Here is a 17,510-nt window from a genome sequence, read left to right as displayed (position 1 = left end):
GTTCCTTCCGGTTTCACGCCTGGTAGTTCACGCCTGGTACTTCACGCCTGGGAGCGGTCGGACGACGCGGGCAGCAGGCGGCGCAGGATGGTCCGCTCCACCTCTTCCTCACGCTCCGAGGACAGCTCGCGCGCGGCCGCGTCGGCGTGCTGCTTGCAGGTCTGGATCTGCTCGCGGGACAGGCTCTGGACAGCGCGGACGAGACTCTCCGTGGAGAAGTCCGCGGCCACCGCGCCGAGAGCGTGCTGCTCGATCAGTTCCGTCGTGACGGGGGAGGGGCCGAACACCACGGCGAGCCGCGCCTGGACGAAGTCGAAGAACTTGTTGGGCAGCATGAACCGGTGGTTGACCGTGCGGGGCGGCAGGCTGAAGATCCCGACGTCGTACTGGTTCAGGGTGCGGGCCAGGTCCGCGGGGGCGACGGCGTCGTGGAAGGTGATCCGGTCCGAGGTGGAGGCCCGCTCCTTCAGCTCGTTCCAGTACTTCCCGCCGTCGCGCGCCTTCACGAGGTAGAGGTCGAGCGTGTAGCCCTCACCGAGGGCGATCGCCGCGTCGATGGTTCCCTCGAGGTTGCGTCCCGGGACGGCCCCGCCGCTGTGCACGAGCCTGATGTCCTGCGCGGGCGCGGACGGGGTGAGCTGCTGGTAGGGGCCGGCGTTGCGCACGACGTCGCACGCGATGCCGAACCGCTCGCGGTACAGCTGGGCGATGGGCTCGTTGACGGCGGTGACGGCGTCGAGCCGCGGCAGGTACCGGCGGCACACGTCGGTCATGAACGGCTTGATCAGCAGGCGCCACGACAGGACGTGGACGCGTTCCTCGGGCGCCCACTCGTGCAGGTCGCCCCACACGGGCACGCTCCCGCGCCCGGTGGACGCCTCGAGCTCGGCCGACAGGCGCAGGGCGAGCGGGACCGCCCGGGCCTCGTTGGCGACGATCAGGTCGAACCGCTTGCCCCGGGCGAGGCGGTAGGCGGCGGCGACGGCCGGGGCCGCCAGTTCGAGGGAGCGGTACCGGCGCAGTCCGAGGCGCAGCACGCCGCTCGGGGTCTGCGGCAGGGAGGGGAGCGACTCGTCGATCTGCAGGTGCTCGGTCGCCGGGTCCGGACGGTCGCCGTAGCAGAGCGTGGTCACCTCGCCGAACTCCGCGAGCACTCCCACCTGACGCAGCACCCGCGAATCGGAGCGGATGTCGGAGAAGGAGAGGCACAGGATGCGGGGCATGGGCCGGGAGGGCCTTTCGCGTCGACGGAGGGGAGGCGGAGCACGCCAAGTGTACCCAGCGGGGGCCGGTAGGCTCGTCTCCCATGCGCATCGCCCTGACCAAGAGCACGCTGCTGGTGCCGCCGACGTACTTCGCCGTGGCCCACGCCGAGCGGATGCGCGACGAGTACGACTGGCGGGTCTTCGCCCTCGCCGCCGAGGTCACCGACCCCGGTATGCACGTACCCGTCACGGAGCTGGTGCCCTTCCACGGCCGTCCCTTCGCCCAGCGGGAGCGGTTGATCCCGGCGTTCATGCCGGCCATGGTGCGCGCGGTCGTCGCGTGGCATCCCGACGTCGTGCACCAGCACTTCGCCACGTGGTCGGTTCCCGCGGAGCGTGCCGCGCGCCGGCTCGACGTCCCGCTCGTCACCACGATCCACGGCGCGGACGTGTTCGCCCGGCTCGGCAGCGCGACGACCGCGATGGCGCGGTGGCACGACCGCAACGTCGACCTCGTGGCCCGCGCCGGCACGCGGACGCTCGCGGTCAGCCGGTACCTCGCCGACAACGCGGTGCGCGCCGGCTTCGACCCGGCCCGCCTGCAGATCCACTACCAGGGCGTGGACACCGACGTCTTCACCCCGGCACCGGACCGGGCCGAGAACGAGCGCCCGATCGTCCTCTTCACGGGGGCGCTGAACGAGCAGAAGGGCATCCGCGACGCGGTGGCCGCGTCCATCCGGGTGGCGCGGGACCACGCGCACGACTTCGTCGTCGTCGGGCAGGGACCCCTGCGGGCCGAGCTGGAACGGGCCGCGGCCGAGCACCCGCACATCCGGCTGACCGGCCCGACCGACCGCGCCGGGGTGCGCTCATGGATGCAGCGCGCCGATGTGCAGGTGGTGCCGAGCCGGACCATCGAGGGGCGCGGGGAGTCCGCGGGCCTCGTCGGGCTCGAGGCGCAGGCGTGCGGCACCCCGGTGGTCGCCACCCGCTGCGGGGGAGTGCCCGAGATGGTCGACCCCGAGGGCGGGCAACTGGTGGACGAGGGAGCCGTCGACCAGTTCGCCGCCGCCGTGACGGAGGTGCTGACGAGCTCGGCCGAGACTGCCTCGCGGCGACGCCGCAGCGCCGTCGCGTTCGTGCGCGGACAGCGCAGCCTCGCCCGCAGCTGCGAGGAGCTGGCGGAGATCTACGCGCAGGTCACGGCTGCGCCGGCGTGGAGTCCGGCACGGGGGCGCCGCCCCGCGCGGACCGCAGGCGCGTGATGTCGCGGATGTTGATCAGCGCCCACACCAGCACGAAGCCGACGGCCAGCACGACGCCGGTCCACAGCGGCGGCCGGACGGCGGTCGACCAGACGACGCCGCCGACGATGAGCGCGAGGCCCACCAGCAGGCGCAGCACGACGCCGCCCCACTGCTGACGGTCCTCCCGCCAGCACCGCAGGATGGGGCCGAGCGAGGTGAGGGTGGACGCCGTGAGGTAGCCGACGGCCACGCCGATGACGCCGAGCACGGGCCCCAGGACGATCCACAGCACGACGGCGAGCACGAGCCCGCCGGCGGCCACGAGGGAGATGAAGCGGGCGCCCCGCACCCCCGTGGCGTTGAGCCGGTTGACGGCGCCCACGGGCAGCGTCGTGAACATCACGGCGAGCAGCAGGATGGGCAGGATGTCCTGCGTGCCGGCGAAGCGCTCCCCGTAGAGCACGCGCACGACGAGCGGGCTGGCCAGCGCCAGCGCCCCGAACACGGCGAGCATCGAGACCGTCAGGCCGCGCGTGACGAGGTCGGTCTGGCGGCGCATGGACGTCGCGTCCTGCCGGCCGCCCGCCTCCGCCATCGAGGGGAAGAGGACCTGGCTGCCCGTGCGGGCGATCATCGTGGCCGGGGTGGCGAGGCTCAGAGCCGCGGCGTAGAGACCGGCGGTATTGGCGGACCCGGCGAGCTGGGCGCTGACCATGGACAGCTGCAGCAGACCCGTGCTCGAGAGCGTGCCGAGCACCCCGTAGCCGAGGAACCGGCGCATCGGCGCGAGCAGCTCGGGGTCGACGGGGGTGGTCGAGGGCGCCGGCCAGCAGATGACGGCGTACGCGCCGTAGCCCAGCGCCAGCGGCAGCAGGAGGATCGGCTCGGCCCGGAACACGAGCACGGCCACCAGCATGACGAGGGCGGCGACCGAGCCGGCGACGTCCCAGACGGCGGCCCGCGCGATCTGCCCCGCCCCGTACTGCACGCCGCGGGTGAAGGACCAACCCGCGTAGCCGAGCAGCAGGATGCCGGCGCAGATCGCGGTGCTGACGTCCAGATGGAGGACGACGACGGCGCCGAGCACCGTGGCAACGCCCAGCAGCAGCGACGTCACGAGCATGCGCCGGCCCAGGTGGTTGGCCACGGCCTGCGCCTGCTCGGGCCGGCCCTCGCCGCGCAACTGGGCGACGAAGCGGGTGGCGGCCTGACCGGCCGACGTCGGCCACAGGAGGCTGAGGAACAGGGCGAGGGAGAGCGCCGAGTTGACGCTCGCCAGGGTCGCCGCGCCGAGCACGCGACCGATCAGCACGCTGTAGAGGAAGCGGGTGAGGCCCTGGGACAGGCTGCCCATCAGCCCGAACGCCCAGCGCGACGCCATGCTGCGGGCGCTGGACTGGGACACGTCGGTACGACGGAACAGCGAGGGCATCCGCTCATCGTATCGCCGCCGTAGGATGCGGACGTGCCTTCCGAGAACCCCGCAGAGACCACCGCAGAGACCACCGCCGGTACTGCCGCCGCGACGCCCGTCGTCGACGTCGTCATCGCGGTCCACGACGTCGACCGGCCCGTGGCCCGGGCCATCGAGTCCTGCGCCTCGACGATGGTGCCCGGGGCCGTGCGGGTCACGGTCGTCTGCCACGACATCAGCGCGAGGAAGGTCGAGGAGGCCACCGGCCTGAGCCCGTCGACCGGGCTGCGCTACCTCGAGTACCGGGACGGGGTGCGGTCGCCCGCGGGACCCAAGAACCGTGGCCTGGACGCCGTCGAGGCCACGTTCACCGCGGTCCTGGACTCGGACGACTATCTCGAGCCCGGTGCCGTCGACCACTGGTACCGCGTGCTGACCGAGCAGGAGGCGGACGTCGTCGTCGCCCCCGTGCGGCACCAGAACGGCGGCCTGCTGCCCACTCCGTGGTCCCGGTTCGGACGCCGGCACCGGCTCGACCCGGTCAAGGACGGGCTGGCCTACTCGACCGCGCCGCGCGGGATGTGGCGGACGGCGACGGCGCGGGCCGCCGGGTTCCGGTACACGGAGGGGCTGCGCACGGGGGAGGACCTCGAACCGGGGCTGCGGCTCGCCTTCTCCGGGGCGCGCACCGAGTTCCCCGCCCGCGGCCCGAAGTACGTCCTGTGCGACGACGCGGAGGTACGCGTGACCCATGACGTGCTGCCGCTGGCCGAGGAGTTCCTCGCCCCCGAGCGGCTGGACCCGGCGTGGCTGGCCTCGATCGGGGATCCGGCGCGCCGGGCGATCGCGACGAAGCTCACGCGGACCAATCTCCTCGGCGCCCTCCGGCGGCGGGGGACCGCCTGGTCGTGGCCGGACGAGGACCGGGACGCCGTGCAGTCCTTCGCCCGCCGGCTGCGCGAGCTCAATCCCGCGGTCGAGACGTCGCTGCCCGCCGCTGACCAGCGGTTGTTCGCCGCCGCGTGCGCGGCCGCGGACGATCGGGACACCTTCCTCACGGCGCTCGCAGCACGCCAGAGCGCCGGGCCGGTCGGCCGTCACCTCACCGCGAACCCGCTGCGCAGTCTCGGCCGGGAGAGCGCCCTGCGGCACGGCGTACGGCTCGTCCTCGACCGTCGCTGACCTCCCCTGTGGGATACTTGGGCGGTGAGCCGGACCTGGATCGTCATCCCCATGTACAACGAGGAATCGGTGGTCGGCAGGGTCATCGAGGGACTGCACGAGCAGTTCCCGTTCGTCGTCTGCGTCGACGACGGTAGTTCGGACGACTCCGTGCGCGTGGCCCGCAAGGCCGGCGCCGTCGTCGTCAAGCACCCGGTCAACCTCGGTCAGGGCGCAGCCCTGCAGACCGGCATCACCTACGCCTCGCAGGACCCCGAGCTGGACTGCGTCATCACGTTCGACGCGGACGGCCAGCACCGGGTGCAGGACGCGCTGCGGATGGCCGAGCGGATCCACAGCGGCGAGGTCGACGTCGTCCTCGGCTCACGGTTCCTCGACAAGCGCACCAAGCTCTCCACGGCCAAGCGGATCGTGCTGCGCACCGCCGCGATCCAGTCCCGGATGAGCACCGGCATGGACCTGACCGACGCGCACAACGGGCTGCGGGCGTTCGCGCCCGGGGCGGCGCGACGGTTGGATCTGCAGCAGAACCGGATGGCGCACGCCTCCGAGCTCATCCACCAGGTGGCCGCCATGAACGTGCGCTGGGAGGAGCAGCCGGTGGAGATCGTCTACACCGACTACTCGAAGGCCAAGGGGCAGTCCCTTCTCAACTCGGTCAACATCCTGGCCGACCTCTTCTTCCGGTGACAGGCGCTCCGGTGACATGCGGATACAGGTGACATCATGCAGATCTTCGTCCAGATAGCCCTCGTCCTCGCGGTGATCGGGATGTCCGTCGCGCTCATGCGTGGCGGGATCAACGCCCGGCACCTCGCCATCCGCCGCATCCTGCTTCTGCTCTTCGCCCTCGTGGCGGCCTTCTCGGTGGTGTTCCCCGAGCTGCTGACCCGGCTGGCGCGCCTGCTCGGCATCGGCCGCGGCACCGACCTGGTGCTCTACGCGCTGATCGTCAGCTTCCTCGTGTACATGGCCACGAGCTTCCAGCGGTTCCGGCACATGGAGTCGACCGTCACGCAGCTCGCGCGTCGTATCGCGATCGACGAGGTCGTCTCGCCGGAGGACTTCGCGGAGGGCCGGACTACCGGTCGCAAGCGCTGAGCTCGTACAGCTTGGCCTGACCCTGCGAGTCGACCAGGGTCACTCCCGGGTTCTTCGCGAGGTTCACGAAGCCCGGGTAGGTGTGGATCATCTTGTTGATCTCCTGCGTACCGAAGTCCAGCACATGGGTCACCTTCAGCCTGCGTGCCGCGGTGCAGACCGCCGGGTCCGTGCTGATCCTTCCCAGCTGCGTGTAGAGCACCGACTCGTCGCCCGCCGCCGGCGTCGCGGACGCCGTCATCAGCAGGCTCATCCGGTCACCGATCGCATAGGCCAGGGCACTGCCGTTGCCGGGGACACCGGCGATCACGGCGTCGGCCGGGGTGGTCCGCGGGAGCCGTTCGAGCACGGCCTCCTCGTCCGCCGTCAGCAGCTGCGACTGGTCGTCGAGCCGGTACATGTCCGTCGCGTGACTCTGCTCGTCCGTGACGGAGGCGTCGGAGGTGCCGAGGAACAGGGCGAGGACGGCGACGGCGGTGCCGACGAGCGCGCTCGCCGTCGTGCGCCGGCGTGAGCCGGCCGCCCACCGCCTGCTGAACCAGGACCAGATCGCGCCCGCGAGCCACGCGGCTCCGCAGGCGGCGACGGGCAGGGTCGTGATGGCCAGCTGGGCGGCGGTGCGGTAGGAGTCGTTGTACCAGACCCGCGTGATGAGGTCCCGCACGTCGTCCTTCGCGAACCCGGCGGAGACGACGTAGAACCACATGGTGATCCCGGTCGCCGCGAGCAGGCAGTAGCCGGGCAGGCTGCGCCAGCGCACGATCGCGGCGACGCCGAGCACGGTGAGCACGGCGATCAGCAGCGGCACCGGCCGGCCGAGCGGTGAGCTGGTGACGGCCTCCCCCCAGGCCTGGCCGACACTGCCGAGCGGCGGCCAGAACGAGGCGAGCTTGGAGGGGCGGAAGCTGATCCACGCGACGCCCACCACCGCGACGTAAACCGCGGGCACCACGAGCCCGGCGAGCAGCCGCAGGGCCGCCACCCGCAGCGGGAGGCGCCAGGTCAGTCGGAGCGACCAGACGAGCACGAACGGGAACGCGACGGCGAGGAGCGTGAGGCCGACGCTCGGATGGGCCAGCATGAGCGCGGTCAGGCCGGCCACGGCGAGGGCCAGGTCCCGGACCGGTCGGCGCGTCAGGTTGGTGCTCAGCCGCAGCAGGTGGGCGATGACGGCGAGCACCGCGGGCAGCAGCACGAGGCCGAGGAAGTTGGGGTAGAGCACCCCGAAATCGACGAGCAGGTACGGGAAGATCCCGAATCCCGTGGCGAGCACGCCCGTGGCGATGAGCAGCAGCGGGCGGAAGCCGAACAGCGTGCGGGTGAGCAGCACGGAGGTGGCCGGCCACACGAGCGCGCCGATCACCACGTTGCCGAGGTTGGTCGCGACGATGCCGTCGATCGGCAGGGCGCTGTTGAGCACGGAGATGATGTCGTGCCAGGCCGCCGGGTAGAACGAGATCGCGTTCGAGGTCGCGTCGAGGCTGCCGAGCGTGAGGGAGGAGGCCCGGCCGGTCTGCGCGATGAACTGCAGCGCGTTCTGGTGGAAGACGTTGTCGTACGTCTGCGAGATGCCGTCGGGGTGACCGAAGATCTGGGCGAAGCGGACGCCGAGCACCACGAGCGGGACGCCGAGGGCGACGAGGACCGTCGCCAGGGAGGTCCAGCGGTAGGCGGGGCGTGCCATCGCCGTCGCCCCGGTGGGGGGGCGGAAAGTGCGCTGGCGGACCATGGTCCACGCGAGGCGCAGGAGGAAGCTGACCAGCAGGACGGCGACGGTGACGCCCAGGTAGGTCGGTGCACTCCACCGCACGTGGAGCACCTGCATGGCGACCGCGCCGACCGAGGCCAGGGAGATCGAGACGACGGGCGCCGTTCCCCACAGCGTGAGCCCCCGCGCGCCCCACAGCCAGGCCACGAGGCCGCCGGGGAGGACGATGAGGGCCGCCGCGGCAGCCAGGAGAGGGACCGTCGACATCCAACTCATGCAGGTTCGAACTACTTTCCGGGTCGGGGCAACGGTCAATCCACCCTACTGGACGACCGTGGCCATTCGGAGGAGCGCCGTCTCGGGCGCAGGGTGTCAGCGCCGAGGCGTCCGTGCCGGGGCCGACCAGATCTCCCGCTGCCGCGCCGTGGCGGGATTTCAGCGCTCGGCACGCCACCGACCGGCGCCGGGTCAGGGCATTGCACGTTGGATAGGATCCTGGACGGGGCTGGGAGTCCTGTGGCTCCTGCGGGCCGCCGACTCCCACCACGGTGGACTGCACCCTCCCTACCGGGCGACCCCCTCGACCGACTGAACGGACAGCCACCCATGTCCCATGACCCGATCGCCGAGACGTCACCGGACGCCGGCGTCGCGAGCGAAAATCAGGAGCGGCGCCCGGTACGGCGCGCACTCGATCGGCTGGACCGAACGACGTCCGTCTTCATCGTCCTGTCGCTGCTGTTCGGCGGCTTCTTCGCTCTCGCCGTGCCGATCGGGTGGGGGCCGGACGAGACGGCGCACTTCGACCGGGCGTACCAGGTGGCCTCCGGCGGATTCGCTCCCGAGCGACTTCCCGACTCCGATGGCCTGCCCCAGTACGGCGGCCGAGTACCCCGGAGCGCCGTCGACCTGGTCCGGTACGCGGGACCTCCCCGCCAGTACCGCGGCGCCTGGCAACCGCTGGTCCAGCAGGATCCCGCCTTCGCGGCGGCGGCGAGCAGGCCGCTCGACTCGCCGCTCGTCGTCACCGCCTTCCCGAACACGGCCGCCTACTCACCGGTCGCCTACCTTCCCGCTGCCGCCGCCGTCGAGATCGGCCGGGCGCTGGACCTCAGCGTCGGGCACACCTGGACGCTCATGCGTCTGGTCCAGGTGCTCCTGTACACCGTGGTCGCCGGCGTCGGCGTCTTCGCCCTGCGCCGCAATCCCTTCCGGTGGGTCGTGCTCGCCGTGGCGCTGCTCCCGACGGCGGTGTACCAGTCCGGCGTCGTCTCGGCCGATGCGGTGACCAATGCTGTCGTGCTGACCTATCTCGCGCTGCTCACCCGGGTGCTGATGCTCACACCCCGCGACGACCGGCCGGTGGCGAGGCGGTGGGTCCTGGGGATCGTCCTGGCGTGCGCCCTGGTGCTCCCGCTGCTCAAACCCACCTACGCGATCCTGCTGCTGCTCCTGCTGGCGCTGCCCTTCACGCGGCGGGACGAGGACGGACGCAGACGGGTCCGCCGGAACCTGGTCGTCCCGGTCGCGTCGGTCGTGGTGGTCGCCGCGGTCGCGCTGCTGTGGTGGTCGCGGCTGTCGGCGGGAACGGCCGATGCCATGGGCTGGCTCCGTCAGCCCTCCCAGCGCCACCTGGTGCAGCCGGGCAATCAGCTGGCCTTCGTCCTGTCGCATCCCGTCGACGCCGTCGGCATCGGGTTGCGCACGCTGCTCACCCTCGACTGGTCCTACGTGAGCAGCTTCTTCGGCCAGTTGGGCTATGCGCCGGGCGGCAACCTGTCCGCGCCCGCCCTCGGCGCCGTCTGCACCCTCGTGGTGGTCGGCCTCGGTCTGGCGTACGGGACGCGCAGACGCATCGCCCGCTGGCGGACCGCCGGGATGACGCTGGTCTGGCTGGCGAGCGTGGCGGCCGTGTTCGGGACGCTGTATCTCGCCTTCTCCCCGCTGCGGCTGCCCATCGTCACCGGGGTGCAGGGTCGCTATTTCGTCCCGCTCACCGTCCTGCTCTGCGCGGTTCTCCTGCAACTGCTGCCCCGGATGCGGCGGGTGACACCGACCGCCCTACGGCGGTCCGAAATCGCCGTCTTCGCCCTCTGTGCGGCTGCGCTGGTGCTCGCTGCCGTCAAGTATGTGACGGTCATGTACGTTCCCGGCTACCACGCCTGACTCGGGCGTCGGCCGGCTTGATGTGACGGGGTCCCCGGCGCGTGGCGCGCCGGGGACCCCGTGGGTCACACGTGCTCAGCGAGCCGGGATGGTCTCCCCACCGGCGATGGTGAAGGGGTTCCAGCCCCCGTTGCCGATCTGAGTGCGGGTGCCCCAGCCGCCCGTCCCGGTCATCGGGTAGTGCTGCAGCGTGCCGTCGGTGCGGCGGGCGTTGATGCCGGTGCTGGTCGCGGTGGTGAAGCCGCTGGTGATGGACAGGGACGTGAAGCCGCCCCAGCCCCGGCCGACGATGCGCCGGGTCTCGTTGACGAACCCGCCGGTGCCCTTGCTGCGGTAGAGGGCGAGGTCACCGTTGGTGCGTCGGGCGAGGATGTCCTGGTAGCCGTCACCGTCGAAGTCGGCCATGGTCAGGTCCATGCCGCCCCAGCCGGCGCCGATGCGCCGGGTGAACTCGAGGCCGCCGCTGGTGGTCGGGCTCCACAGGTCGAGCGTGCCGTTGGCGTTGCGGGCGATCACCTGGGGCAGGGCGCTCGCGGCGATCCAGTAGCCGACGGTCAGCTGCGAGCCGGCGAGGCCCGAGGGGACCAGGGTGCGGGCGGCGTTGAACCCGCCGGTGGCACGGCCCGTGTAGAGAGTCAGGGCACCGGTGCGCCACTGGGCGAGCAGGTCGAAGTACCCGTCGTTGTTCCAGTCGATCACCGTGACGGACCGCGTGCCGCCCCAGCCCGAGCCGATGCGATAGCGCGAGCCGAGCCTGCCGCCGACGGCCGGGTAGTTCCACAGGCTCCCGGAGGAGTCCGCGGCGACGACGTCGGCGGCCGACGTGATCGAGGGGCCGGTCACGACCGGCGTGGGTGCCGGCGCGGGAGCGGTGACGACGGGCGTGGCCGGGGCGGCCACGGCGCCACGGGCGAAGGTCTGTAGCTGGGAGAGGCTGCCGTTCCACTGGTCCGAGTCACCGGGGTAGGGGCCGGCAGCGTCGGCGAACTGCCAGATGCTGTAGGTGGACCAGCTGGCCGGCATGGGGCCCACCGCGGTCGAGTAGGCCGCGATGTGCAGCGGGTTGTCGCTGAACGCGGTGCTGTTGCCGGTGCACTGGCTCCACCAGTCGGTGGTCGTGTAGATGGCCGGCACGCGTCCGGTCTTCGCGTTGACGGTGTTGGAGAAGTCCTTGATCCATGACACCATCTGCGACCAGCTCAGGCCGTAGCAGATATTGCCCTTGGCGACCGTGCTGTAGGGGTTGTACTCGATGTCCAGCAGCGGCGGCAGGGTCTTGCCGTCGCCGGACCAGCCACCGCCGTTGGCGACGAACGTCGCGGCCTGGCTGGCGCCGGAGGTGACGCCCGGAAGCGCGAAGTGGTACGCGCCACGGATCATGCCGACACTGGAGGCGCCGTTGTACTGCTGCGCGAAGTAGTCGTTGACCTGGTAGTTGCCCTCGGTGGCCTTCACGTACGCGAAGCGGGAGCCGAGCTTCCAGGAGGAGGCCCAGTCGACGTTGCCCTGCCAGCCGCTGACGTCCATGCCGAGGACGCCGCCGTCCGGCACCCAGCGGTTGTTGACGGTGCCCGAGGTCGTGGCGCCGGAGGGGGAGGTCTGGCTCAGGCTGCGGGGCTGCGTGCCCGTCGTGGCCGCGCTCCCCTTGAGGCTCTGGCCCATGTAGCCGCCCTTGGTGCCCTGCTGCGTCTTCAGCGCCGCGAGGTCGGTGCCGGCGTGGAGGGTGGCGGCGCGCTGCGCGTCGGTGAGCGGGACGATGGCCTGCGGCAGGCTCGTGCCCGGAGCGGTGCTGCGCGGGGCCGCGGTGGCGGTGGTGGTGGGTGTCGACGCCTGAACGGGCTGGGCGGGCGCGATCCACGGCTTGCCCGCGGACGGGGTGCCGTCCGGGGCCGTCGGGGAGAGCGGGGACGCCAGGGCGACGCCGGCACCGGGACCGACGACGAGAGCGAGGGCGAGTCCCGCGGTGAGCAGGCGGGTGATGGCCCGGTTGGGGCGCGGCGTGGTCGAGTCCGAGTGTCCGCCTGCTGAGACCAGGCGTTCGTTGCAGTGAAGTGTCATTGAATAATCTCCGCGATGACGCCCGCGGGGCTGGGCGCGAATTGGCACACCGGTCGGTCCGGTGAGGGCTGATCCCGCCGTGAACACCCCCCGATGCTCACGACGTGTCGCCTCGACACCGGGCGGCTGGCGGCCGCCCCGTCGAGATCACGACAGTGTTTCAGGGTGGGGCCGGTGTGGCTGCCGTGATGACGTGTCGATCACGACCGTCACTCCAGTCCCGCCTGCGACTATCGGCCCCGCCTATACCCGTGTAAGCGCTGTCAGCTGAGAATCACGGGCCTCGGCGTGTCCTCCCTCCGGCGTGTCGGGGCGGTGCGGGAAGGATATGCCGGTGACCCGGCACATCACGAACAGCTCACCGCCGCTCTCGATCAGGCAGCCGCCCGGAGGAGCCCTCCGGCCAGATCAGCCGACTCCGGTCGTCTGCCGCGGGCGGCCCTGCGGCGATCCGGCCGCGGCCCCGATTCCGCTCGCGGGGCTGGTGCGGGTTCGGGGCTGGGGCCGGGGTGGGTTCGTCGTGGGCGGCTTCCCGCTGGTGCGAGGAGCGGGGGCTGTCCACCGGACGCCGCCAGTGGCTGGTCGGCATGGGCCGCACCGGTTACGCTGCTTCCACGGTCCGGTGTCGACGGGCCGTCGCGGAAGCCGGTGGGGGACGCCGCGTGAATACGGGGGGTCCGTGTGGACGCTGTTCCTGTCGTCAGGTACCGGTCCGCGGATGTGCCGGAGCGCGGTCGAGCCGGATCGAGTCGGCCGACGAGCGTTGTGCAGCCCGGCTGATGCGGCGGCGCTGGACCGGCCTGCCCTGGTGGGCGCGCGCGGTGATCGTCGCGGTCGTCATCCGGATCGCCCTGCTGCCCCCGCTGCTCCTGGCGTGGCACGAGCAGGGGCCCAACCGCACCTCCTACCCGCAGGGTTCGCCCACCTTCGGGCGGTTCCTCGGCGAGTCCTGGGACGGTTACTGGTATCGGCGGATCGCCGGGAGCGGGTACCCGCCGACGCTTCCCGTCGGGCCGGACGGCACCGTCCAGCAGAACGCCTGGGCCTTCTACCCGGTGTTCCCGTTCCTCTGTCGTGCCGTGATGACGGTGACGGCACTGCCCTGGGACGTGGCAGGGCCGCTGGTGGCCACGCTCTGCGGACTCGGCGCCGCCGTCGTCGTCGCCCGAGTGGTCCAGGTGGCGGCGCCGGCCGCGGTGCACGCCCGGCCGGCTCTGCCGGAGCTGGCCGCCGCGGCGGTGACGGCATTCCCGAGTGCGGGCGTTCTCACGATCGCCTATTCCGAGGCCACGGCGCTGCTGCTGATCGCCGTGAGCCTCCTGCTCCTCCATCGGAGGCGATACGGGTGGGCCGCGCTGGCCATCGTGGTGCTGGGGTTCACCCGGGCCGCCGCCCTGCCGATGGTGGTGGTCGTCCTCTGGCACGGGATCGCCCGCTGGCGCAGCCGGGGCTGGGAGGACTTCGCGCCGCGTGACCGGGTGGTGGTGCTGCTCCTCGCCGCCGTCGGCGGCGTCTCAGGATTGATCTGGCCGTGGCTGACAGCGGCGGTGACCGGAGTGCCGGACGCCTACTTCCGCACGCAATCCGCGTGGCGCGCCGGGGCCGCGGCCGATGTGCCCTTCCGTGGGGTCGCGGACAAGCTCGCCGAGTGGGTGGGCTCGTTCGCCCTGCCCCTGGTGCTGGTCGGTGCCGTCGTGGTGATAGTCCTCTCCTTCACGCCCCCGGCACGGCGGCTGGGCCCGGAGCTGCAGGCCTGGGGAGGCTCGTACTTGGTCTACCTGCTGGCGGTGGGCACCCTGTCCTCGAGTCTGCTCCGTTTCGCCCTGCTGTCGATCACCCTGCCCCTGGCGCTGGTCGCGTGGCCGCGCCGCCGCTGGATGCAGGCCGTCCTGGTCGTCGCACTCGTGGCCCTCCAGGCGGTCTGGTTGCTGCGGATCCTCGTCTACGACGGGCCCGGTGACGCCTTCGCGCCGTGAGGCCCCCGTGGCAGGTCGGAACCGCGCCGTCCTGCCGGCTCCCCGCACCTCGGGGGAGGCCGCGAGCCCACCCCGTTCGCCGCACCGGGTGGGCCCGTCGTCCGCGGCATGCCGCCGGCTGCGACGCCGGCACCGTCGGCCGGTGCGAGGAGCGCGGGGCGTTGTCCACAGGGCGCTCCCCAAGGCTGGTCGGCTTCGGCCGCGCCGGTTACGCTGCTTCCACGGTCCGGTGACGACGGGCCGTCGCGGGAGCCTGTGGGGGACGCCGCGTGAATACGGGGGGTCCTTCAGTGGACGCTGTTCAGATCGTCGAGGGGGAGGTCCGCGAGCTCATCCGGCTCCGTGGCCTGGACCCGGCCCGGCAGGGGCCGGAGGTCCGCTTGCTCATCGACGCCGCGGTCAACGACTACTCCGAGCGCGCTCTCGTCACGTCCCTGCCTCCGCTCGGTGCCCTGTCCGCGGCCCAGCGTCAGGTCTTCGACGCGGTCGCCGGCTTCGGCCCCCTGCAGCCGTTCCTGGACGATCCGGGCATCGAGGAGATCTGGATCAACTCACCTCGCGAGGTGTACGTCGCCCGCGGCGGGGAATCCGAGCTGACCTCGCTGTCGCTGACCGACCAGCAGGTGCGCGACCTGGTCGAGCGGATGCTCGCGTCCTCGGGTCGGCGTCTCGACCTGTCCAGCCCGTTCGTCGACGCCGCGCTGCCGGACGGCTCCCGGCTGCACGTCGTCATCCCCGACGTGACCCGGCGGCACTGGTCGGTCAACATCCGCAAGTTCGTCGTGCGCGCCCGCCGCCTCGAGCACCTCGTCGACCTCGGGTCCCTCTCGCCGTCGGCCGCCCGATTCCTGGCCGTGGCTGTCGGGGCGGGTCTGAACATCCTGGTCTCGGGGGCCACGCAAGCGGGCAAGACCACGCTGCTCAACTGCCTCGGCGCGTCGATCGGCTCACGCGAGCGGGTCATCACGGTCGAGGAGATCTTCGAGCTGCACCTGCCGCTGCGGGACGTCGTCGGGATGCAGTGCCGCCAGCAGAATCTCGAGGGGACCGGTGAGATCCCGCTGCGACGGCTGGTCAAGGAGGCGCTGCGGATGCGGCCGGACCGGCTCATCGTCGGCGAGGTCCGCGAGGCCGAGGCGCTCGACATGCTCATCGCGTTGAACGCCGGTCTGCCGGGCATGGCCAGTGTCCACGCCAACTCCGCACACGATGCGCTCGCCAAGATCTGCACGCTTCCCCTGCTCGCCGGCGAGAACATCAGCGCCGCGTTCGTCGTCCCGACCGTCGCCTCCTGCCTCGATCTCGTCGTCCACGCCGAGCGACTGGCCTCGGGCCACCGTCAGGTCGCCCAGATCCTCGCCGTCGGCCGCCGCGTGGAGAACGGCGTGATCGAGAGCGCCGTCCTCTTCGACCGGCGCGACGGCGAGTTGGCTCCGACCGGCAGCGGCATGCCAGTCGAGGACAAGCTGATCCGCGCCGGTCACCGCGTCGCCGACCTGCTGGAGGTGTGACGATGTCCGTGGTCCTCGGCACGCTTCTCGGCATCGGCCTGCTGCTGGTCTGGTGGTCCTGCTGGCCCCGGACGGCCGCACGCGCTCCCGGCGATCGCCCCGGCCGCCTGCGGGCCATGCTCCTCTCCGCGGGAATCGAGAACGTGAGCCCGGCGGCTCTGCTCGCCACCTGCATCGGCGCCGGTGTCCTCGTCCTCCTCCTCGTCTTCGTGGTCAGTTCGGGTGCCACGCCCATCGCTGCGTGCTTCGGGCTGTTCGGCGGCTGGCTCCCCCTGGCCGTGGTCCGGTGGCGCGCCCACCGGAGGGCAGCGTCCCTGCGGGAACTGTGGCCCGACGTCGTCGACCATTTGCGATCTGCCATCCGTGCCGGCCTCTCGCTCGCCGAGGCGCTCACGCAGCTGGGGGAGCGCGGGCCGGAGGACCTGCGCCGTTTCTTCCGGGACTTCGGCGCCGACTATCGTTCCGGCGGCCAGTTCGAGGCCGCCCTCGATCGACTCAAGGAACGGCTCGCCGACCCGGTCGCCGACCGCATCATCGAGGCGCTGCGCATGACGCGCGACGTCGGCGGCTCGGACCTGGGCCGGCTGCTCGGCACCCTCTCCGACTTCCTGCGCGAGAACTCCCGCACCCGCAGCGAGCTCGAGGCCCGGCAGTCGTGGACGGTCAACGCCGCACGGCTGGCGGTCGCGGCGCCCTGGATCGTCCTGCTCCTGATGGCGACGCGTCCGGAGGCCGTGGCGGCCTACAACTCCGCCGCCGGTGCCGCCGTGCTGATCGGCGGGCTGGTCGTCTCGATCGTCTGCTACCGGCTGATGCTGCGGATCGGCTCCCTCCCGCCCGACGAACGGGTGCTGCGATGACGGCCGAGCAGTGGGGCTGGGCCGTCCTGCTCGGGTCGGCGGCCGGTCTCGGTCTGTGGCTCGCGATCGTGCGGCTGCCCGTCCTGCGGGCGCCGACGTTCGCCGACCGGATCGCACCGCAGCTGCGCGGCGCCGCCACCCGTTCCCGGCTCCTCGACGACAGTGCACCCGCGACGCCGTTCGGCCCGGTCGAGCGCATCTTCCGTCCCGTGATCGTCGACGTCGCGCGTTGGTTCTCGCGCTTCACCATCGGCAACGCGGCGACGGACCGTCGGCTCCAGCAGGCCGGACGGGACGACACCGTCCTCGACTACCGCGTGCAGCAGACCGTCTGGTGCGGTCTCGGCCTCCTGGCCGGCACGGTGGTGGCGGTCGCAGGCGCCCTTGCCGGCCGGCTCTCGACCCTGGCCGCCCTGCTCCTCGTCCTGGCCGGTGCGGTCGGCGGCTTCGCCCTGCGCGATGCCGTGCTCGGTGCGCAGATCAAGCGCCGGGAGGCGCGCATGCTCGCGGAGTTCCCGAGCCTGGCCGAGCTCATGGCGCTCGCGGTCAGCGCCGGGGAGAGCGCGGGCGGCGCACTCGAGCGGGTGGTCCGCACCTCGCACGGTGAGCTGGCAGGGGAGTTCGCGCGGGTCCTGGCACAGAACCGGGCGGGTACGCCCCTGCGGACGGCCCTCGGAGACCTGTCGCGCCGCACCCGGCTTGCGCCGCTGGCTCGATTCGTGGACGGACTGAATGTCGCGATCGAACGCGGGACGCCGCTGGCCGACGTGCTCCACGCGCAGGCCGCGGATGTCCGGGACCTGTCCAAACGCCAGTTGATGGAGGCCGCCGGCCGCAAGGAGATCGGCATGATGGTGCCGCTCGTCTTCGGTGTCCTGCCGCTCACGGTCGTCTTCGCCGTCTTCCCCGGCATCGCCCTGCTGAACCTCGGTTGGTGACGCACGGACGATCCGATCCCTTCCCACCCGCCGGTCCGCCGGCACGACACCGCACAGGAGAGCACCATGACGCACCACATCACCACCCTCGCCACGACGCTGCCGCGGACCCGGCCGCAACGGTCAGAGAGCAGTGCAGCC

Annotated in this window: 13 protein-coding genes; 9 read left to right on the top strand and 4 right to left on the bottom strand. The window is 72.0% G+C overall.

Going from position 1 to position 17,510, the window contains the following annotated elements:
• Nucleotides 1-41: 41 nt before the first annotated feature.
• A complete protein-coding gene (locus V6N00_RS14995; RefSeq protein WP_334233538.1) occupies nt 42-1,223 on the bottom strand; it encodes a glycosyltransferase in 1,182 nt (393 codons plus the stop codon).
• 83 nt (nt 1,224-1,306) lie between these two features.
• Here V6N00_RS14995 and V6N00_RS14990 point away from each other — a divergent pair, with 83 nt between their 5' ends.
• Nucleotides 1,307-2,473: a glycosyltransferase gene (locus tag V6N00_RS14990; RefSeq protein ID WP_334233536.1), complete on the top strand. Its 1,167-nt coding sequence runs from the start codon at nt 1,307-1,309 to the stop codon at nt 2,471-2,473.
• Here V6N00_RS14990 and V6N00_RS14985 read toward each other — a convergent pair.
• Complete coding sequence (locus tag V6N00_RS14985; protein ID WP_334233534.1) at nt 2,409-3,887, bottom strand: lipopolysaccharide biosynthesis protein; 1,479 nt, start codon at nt 3,885-3,887, stop codon at nt 2,409-2,411. The two genes, V6N00_RS14990 and V6N00_RS14985, sit on opposite strands and share 65 nt — an antisense overlap.
• A gap of 33 nt (nt 3,888-3,920) precedes the next feature.
• On the opposite strand from V6N00_RS14985, the gene V6N00_RS14980 reads away from it, so the two are divergent.
• The 3 genes from V6N00_RS14980 to V6N00_RS14970 are packed head-to-tail and all read left to right on the top strand — an operon-like array spanning nt 3,921 to nt 6,152.
• On the top strand, nt 3,921-5,051 hold the full coding sequence (locus V6N00_RS14980) for a glycosyltransferase family A protein (protein ID WP_334233532.1): 1,131 nt from the start codon (nt 3,921-3,923) through the stop codon (nt 5,049-5,051).
• Nucleotides 5,052-5,075: 24 nt separating this feature from the next.
• Nucleotides 5,076-5,741, top strand: coding sequence for a glycosyltransferase family 2 protein (locus V6N00_RS14975; RefSeq protein WP_334233530.1), 666 nt, complete (start codon nt 5,076-5,078; stop codon nt 5,739-5,741).
• A gap of 36 nt (nt 5,742-5,777) precedes the next feature.
• Nucleotides 5,778-6,152, top strand: a complete 375-nt coding sequence (locus tag V6N00_RS14970; protein ID WP_334233528.1) for a DUF2304 domain-containing protein — start codon at nt 5,778-5,780, stop codon at nt 6,150-6,152.
• Here V6N00_RS14970 and V6N00_RS14965 read toward each other — a convergent pair.
• Nucleotides 6,133-8,127, bottom strand: coding sequence for a DUF6541 family protein (locus V6N00_RS14965; protein ID WP_334233526.1), 1,995 nt, complete (start codon nt 8,125-8,127; stop codon nt 6,133-6,135). The two genes, V6N00_RS14970 and V6N00_RS14965, sit on opposite strands and share 20 nt — an antisense overlap.
• Nucleotides 8,128-8,466: 339 nt before the next feature.
• On the opposite strand from V6N00_RS14965, the gene V6N00_RS14960 reads away from it, so the two are divergent.
• Nucleotides 8,467-10,026, top strand: a complete 1,560-nt coding sequence (locus V6N00_RS14960) for a DUF2142 domain-containing protein (protein ID WP_334233524.1) — start codon at nt 8,467-8,469, stop codon at nt 10,024-10,026.
• A 75-nt stretch (nt 10,027-10,101) separates the two neighbouring features.
• Here the strand turns inward: V6N00_RS14960 and V6N00_RS14955 are convergent, their stop codons facing one another.
• Nucleotides 10,102-12,084, bottom strand: a complete 1,983-nt coding sequence (locus V6N00_RS14955) for a GH25 family lysozyme (RefSeq protein ID WP_334233522.1) — start codon at nt 12,082-12,084, stop codon at nt 10,102-10,104.
• Nucleotides 12,085-12,863: 779 nt separating this feature from the next.
• On the opposite strand from V6N00_RS14955, the gene V6N00_RS14950 reads away from it, so the two are divergent.
• The 4 genes from V6N00_RS14950 (at nt 12,864) to V6N00_RS14935 (ending at nt 17,369) form a co-directional block, all read left to right on the top strand.
• Nucleotides 12,864-14,060 carry a hypothetical protein gene (locus tag V6N00_RS14950; RefSeq protein ID WP_334233521.1) on the top strand — a complete coding sequence of 399 codons (1,197 nt, stop codon included), beginning with the start codon at nt 12,864-12,866 and terminating at the stop codon, nt 14,058-14,060.
• Nucleotides 14,061-14,350: 290 nt separating this feature from the next.
• Nucleotides 14,351-15,571: a CpaF family protein gene (locus V6N00_RS14945; protein WP_334233519.1), complete on the top strand. Its 1,221-nt coding sequence runs from the start codon at nt 14,351-14,353 to the stop codon at nt 15,569-15,571.
• A gap of 2 nt (nt 15,572-15,573) precedes the next feature.
• Nucleotides 15,574-16,431 (top strand): type II secretion system F family protein, encoded by an 858-nt coding sequence (locus V6N00_RS14940; protein ID WP_334233517.1) that lies wholly within the window; start codon nt 15,574-15,576, stop codon nt 16,429-16,431.
• Nucleotides 16,428-17,369, top strand: coding sequence for a type II secretion system F family protein (locus V6N00_RS14935; RefSeq protein ID WP_334233515.1), 942 nt, complete (start codon nt 16,428-16,430; stop codon nt 17,367-17,369). The genes V6N00_RS14940 and V6N00_RS14935 overlap by 4 nt, the downstream gene beginning before the upstream one ends.
• The last annotated feature ends 141 nt before the right edge of the window (nt 17,370-17,510 follow it).

The sequence above is a fragment of the Tersicoccus mangrovi genome (genome assembly GCF_036881825.1).
Classification (GTDB): domain Bacteria; phylum Actinomycetota; class Actinomycetes; order Actinomycetales; family Micrococcaceae; genus Tersicoccus; species Tersicoccus mangrovi.
The sequence above is the reverse complement of the archived record's forward strand: the minus strand, read 5'-3'. Positions and strand labels throughout refer to the sequence as shown.

What these genes read in the sequence shown, in the direction of transcription:
- V6N00_RS14995 (WP_334233538.1), bottom strand. Translation starts at nt 1,223, where the DNA reads ATGCCCCGCATCCTGTGCCTCTCCTTCTCCGACATCCGCTCCGATTCG.
- V6N00_RS14990 (WP_334233536.1), top strand. Translation starts at nt 1,307, where the DNA reads ATGCGCATCGCCCTGACCAAGAGCACGCTGCTGGTGCCGCCGACGTAC.
- V6N00_RS14985 (WP_334233534.1), bottom strand. Translation starts at nt 3,887, where the DNA reads ATGCCCTCGCTGTTCCGTCGTACCGACGTGTCCCAGTCCAGCGCCCGC.
- V6N00_RS14970 (WP_334233528.1), top strand. Translation starts at nt 5,778, where the DNA reads ATGCAGATCTTCGTCCAGATAGCCCTCGTCCTCGCGGTGATCGGGATG.
- V6N00_RS14965 (WP_334233526.1), bottom strand. Translation starts at nt 8,127, where the DNA reads ATGTCGACGGTCCCTCTCCTGGCTGCCGCGGCGGCCCTCATCGTCCTC.
- V6N00_RS14960 (WP_334233524.1), top strand. Translation starts at nt 8,467, where the DNA reads ATGTCCCATGACCCGATCGCCGAGACGTCACCGGACGCCGGCGTCGCG.
- V6N00_RS14955 (WP_334233522.1), bottom strand. Translation starts at nt 12,084, where the DNA reads ATGACACTTCACTGCAACGAACGCCTGGTCTCAGCAGGCGGACACTCG.
- V6N00_RS14950 (WP_334233521.1), top strand. Translation starts at nt 12,864, where the DNA reads ATGCGGCGGCGCTGGACCGGCCTGCCCTGGTGGGCGCGCGCGGTGATC.
- V6N00_RS14940 (WP_334233517.1), top strand. Translation starts at nt 15,574, where the DNA reads ATGTCCGTGGTCCTCGGCACGCTTCTCGGCATCGGCCTGCTGCTGGTC.
- V6N00_RS14935 (WP_334233515.1), top strand. Translation starts at nt 16,428, where the DNA reads ATGACGGCCGAGCAGTGGGGCTGGGCCGTCCTGCTCGGGTCGGCGGCC.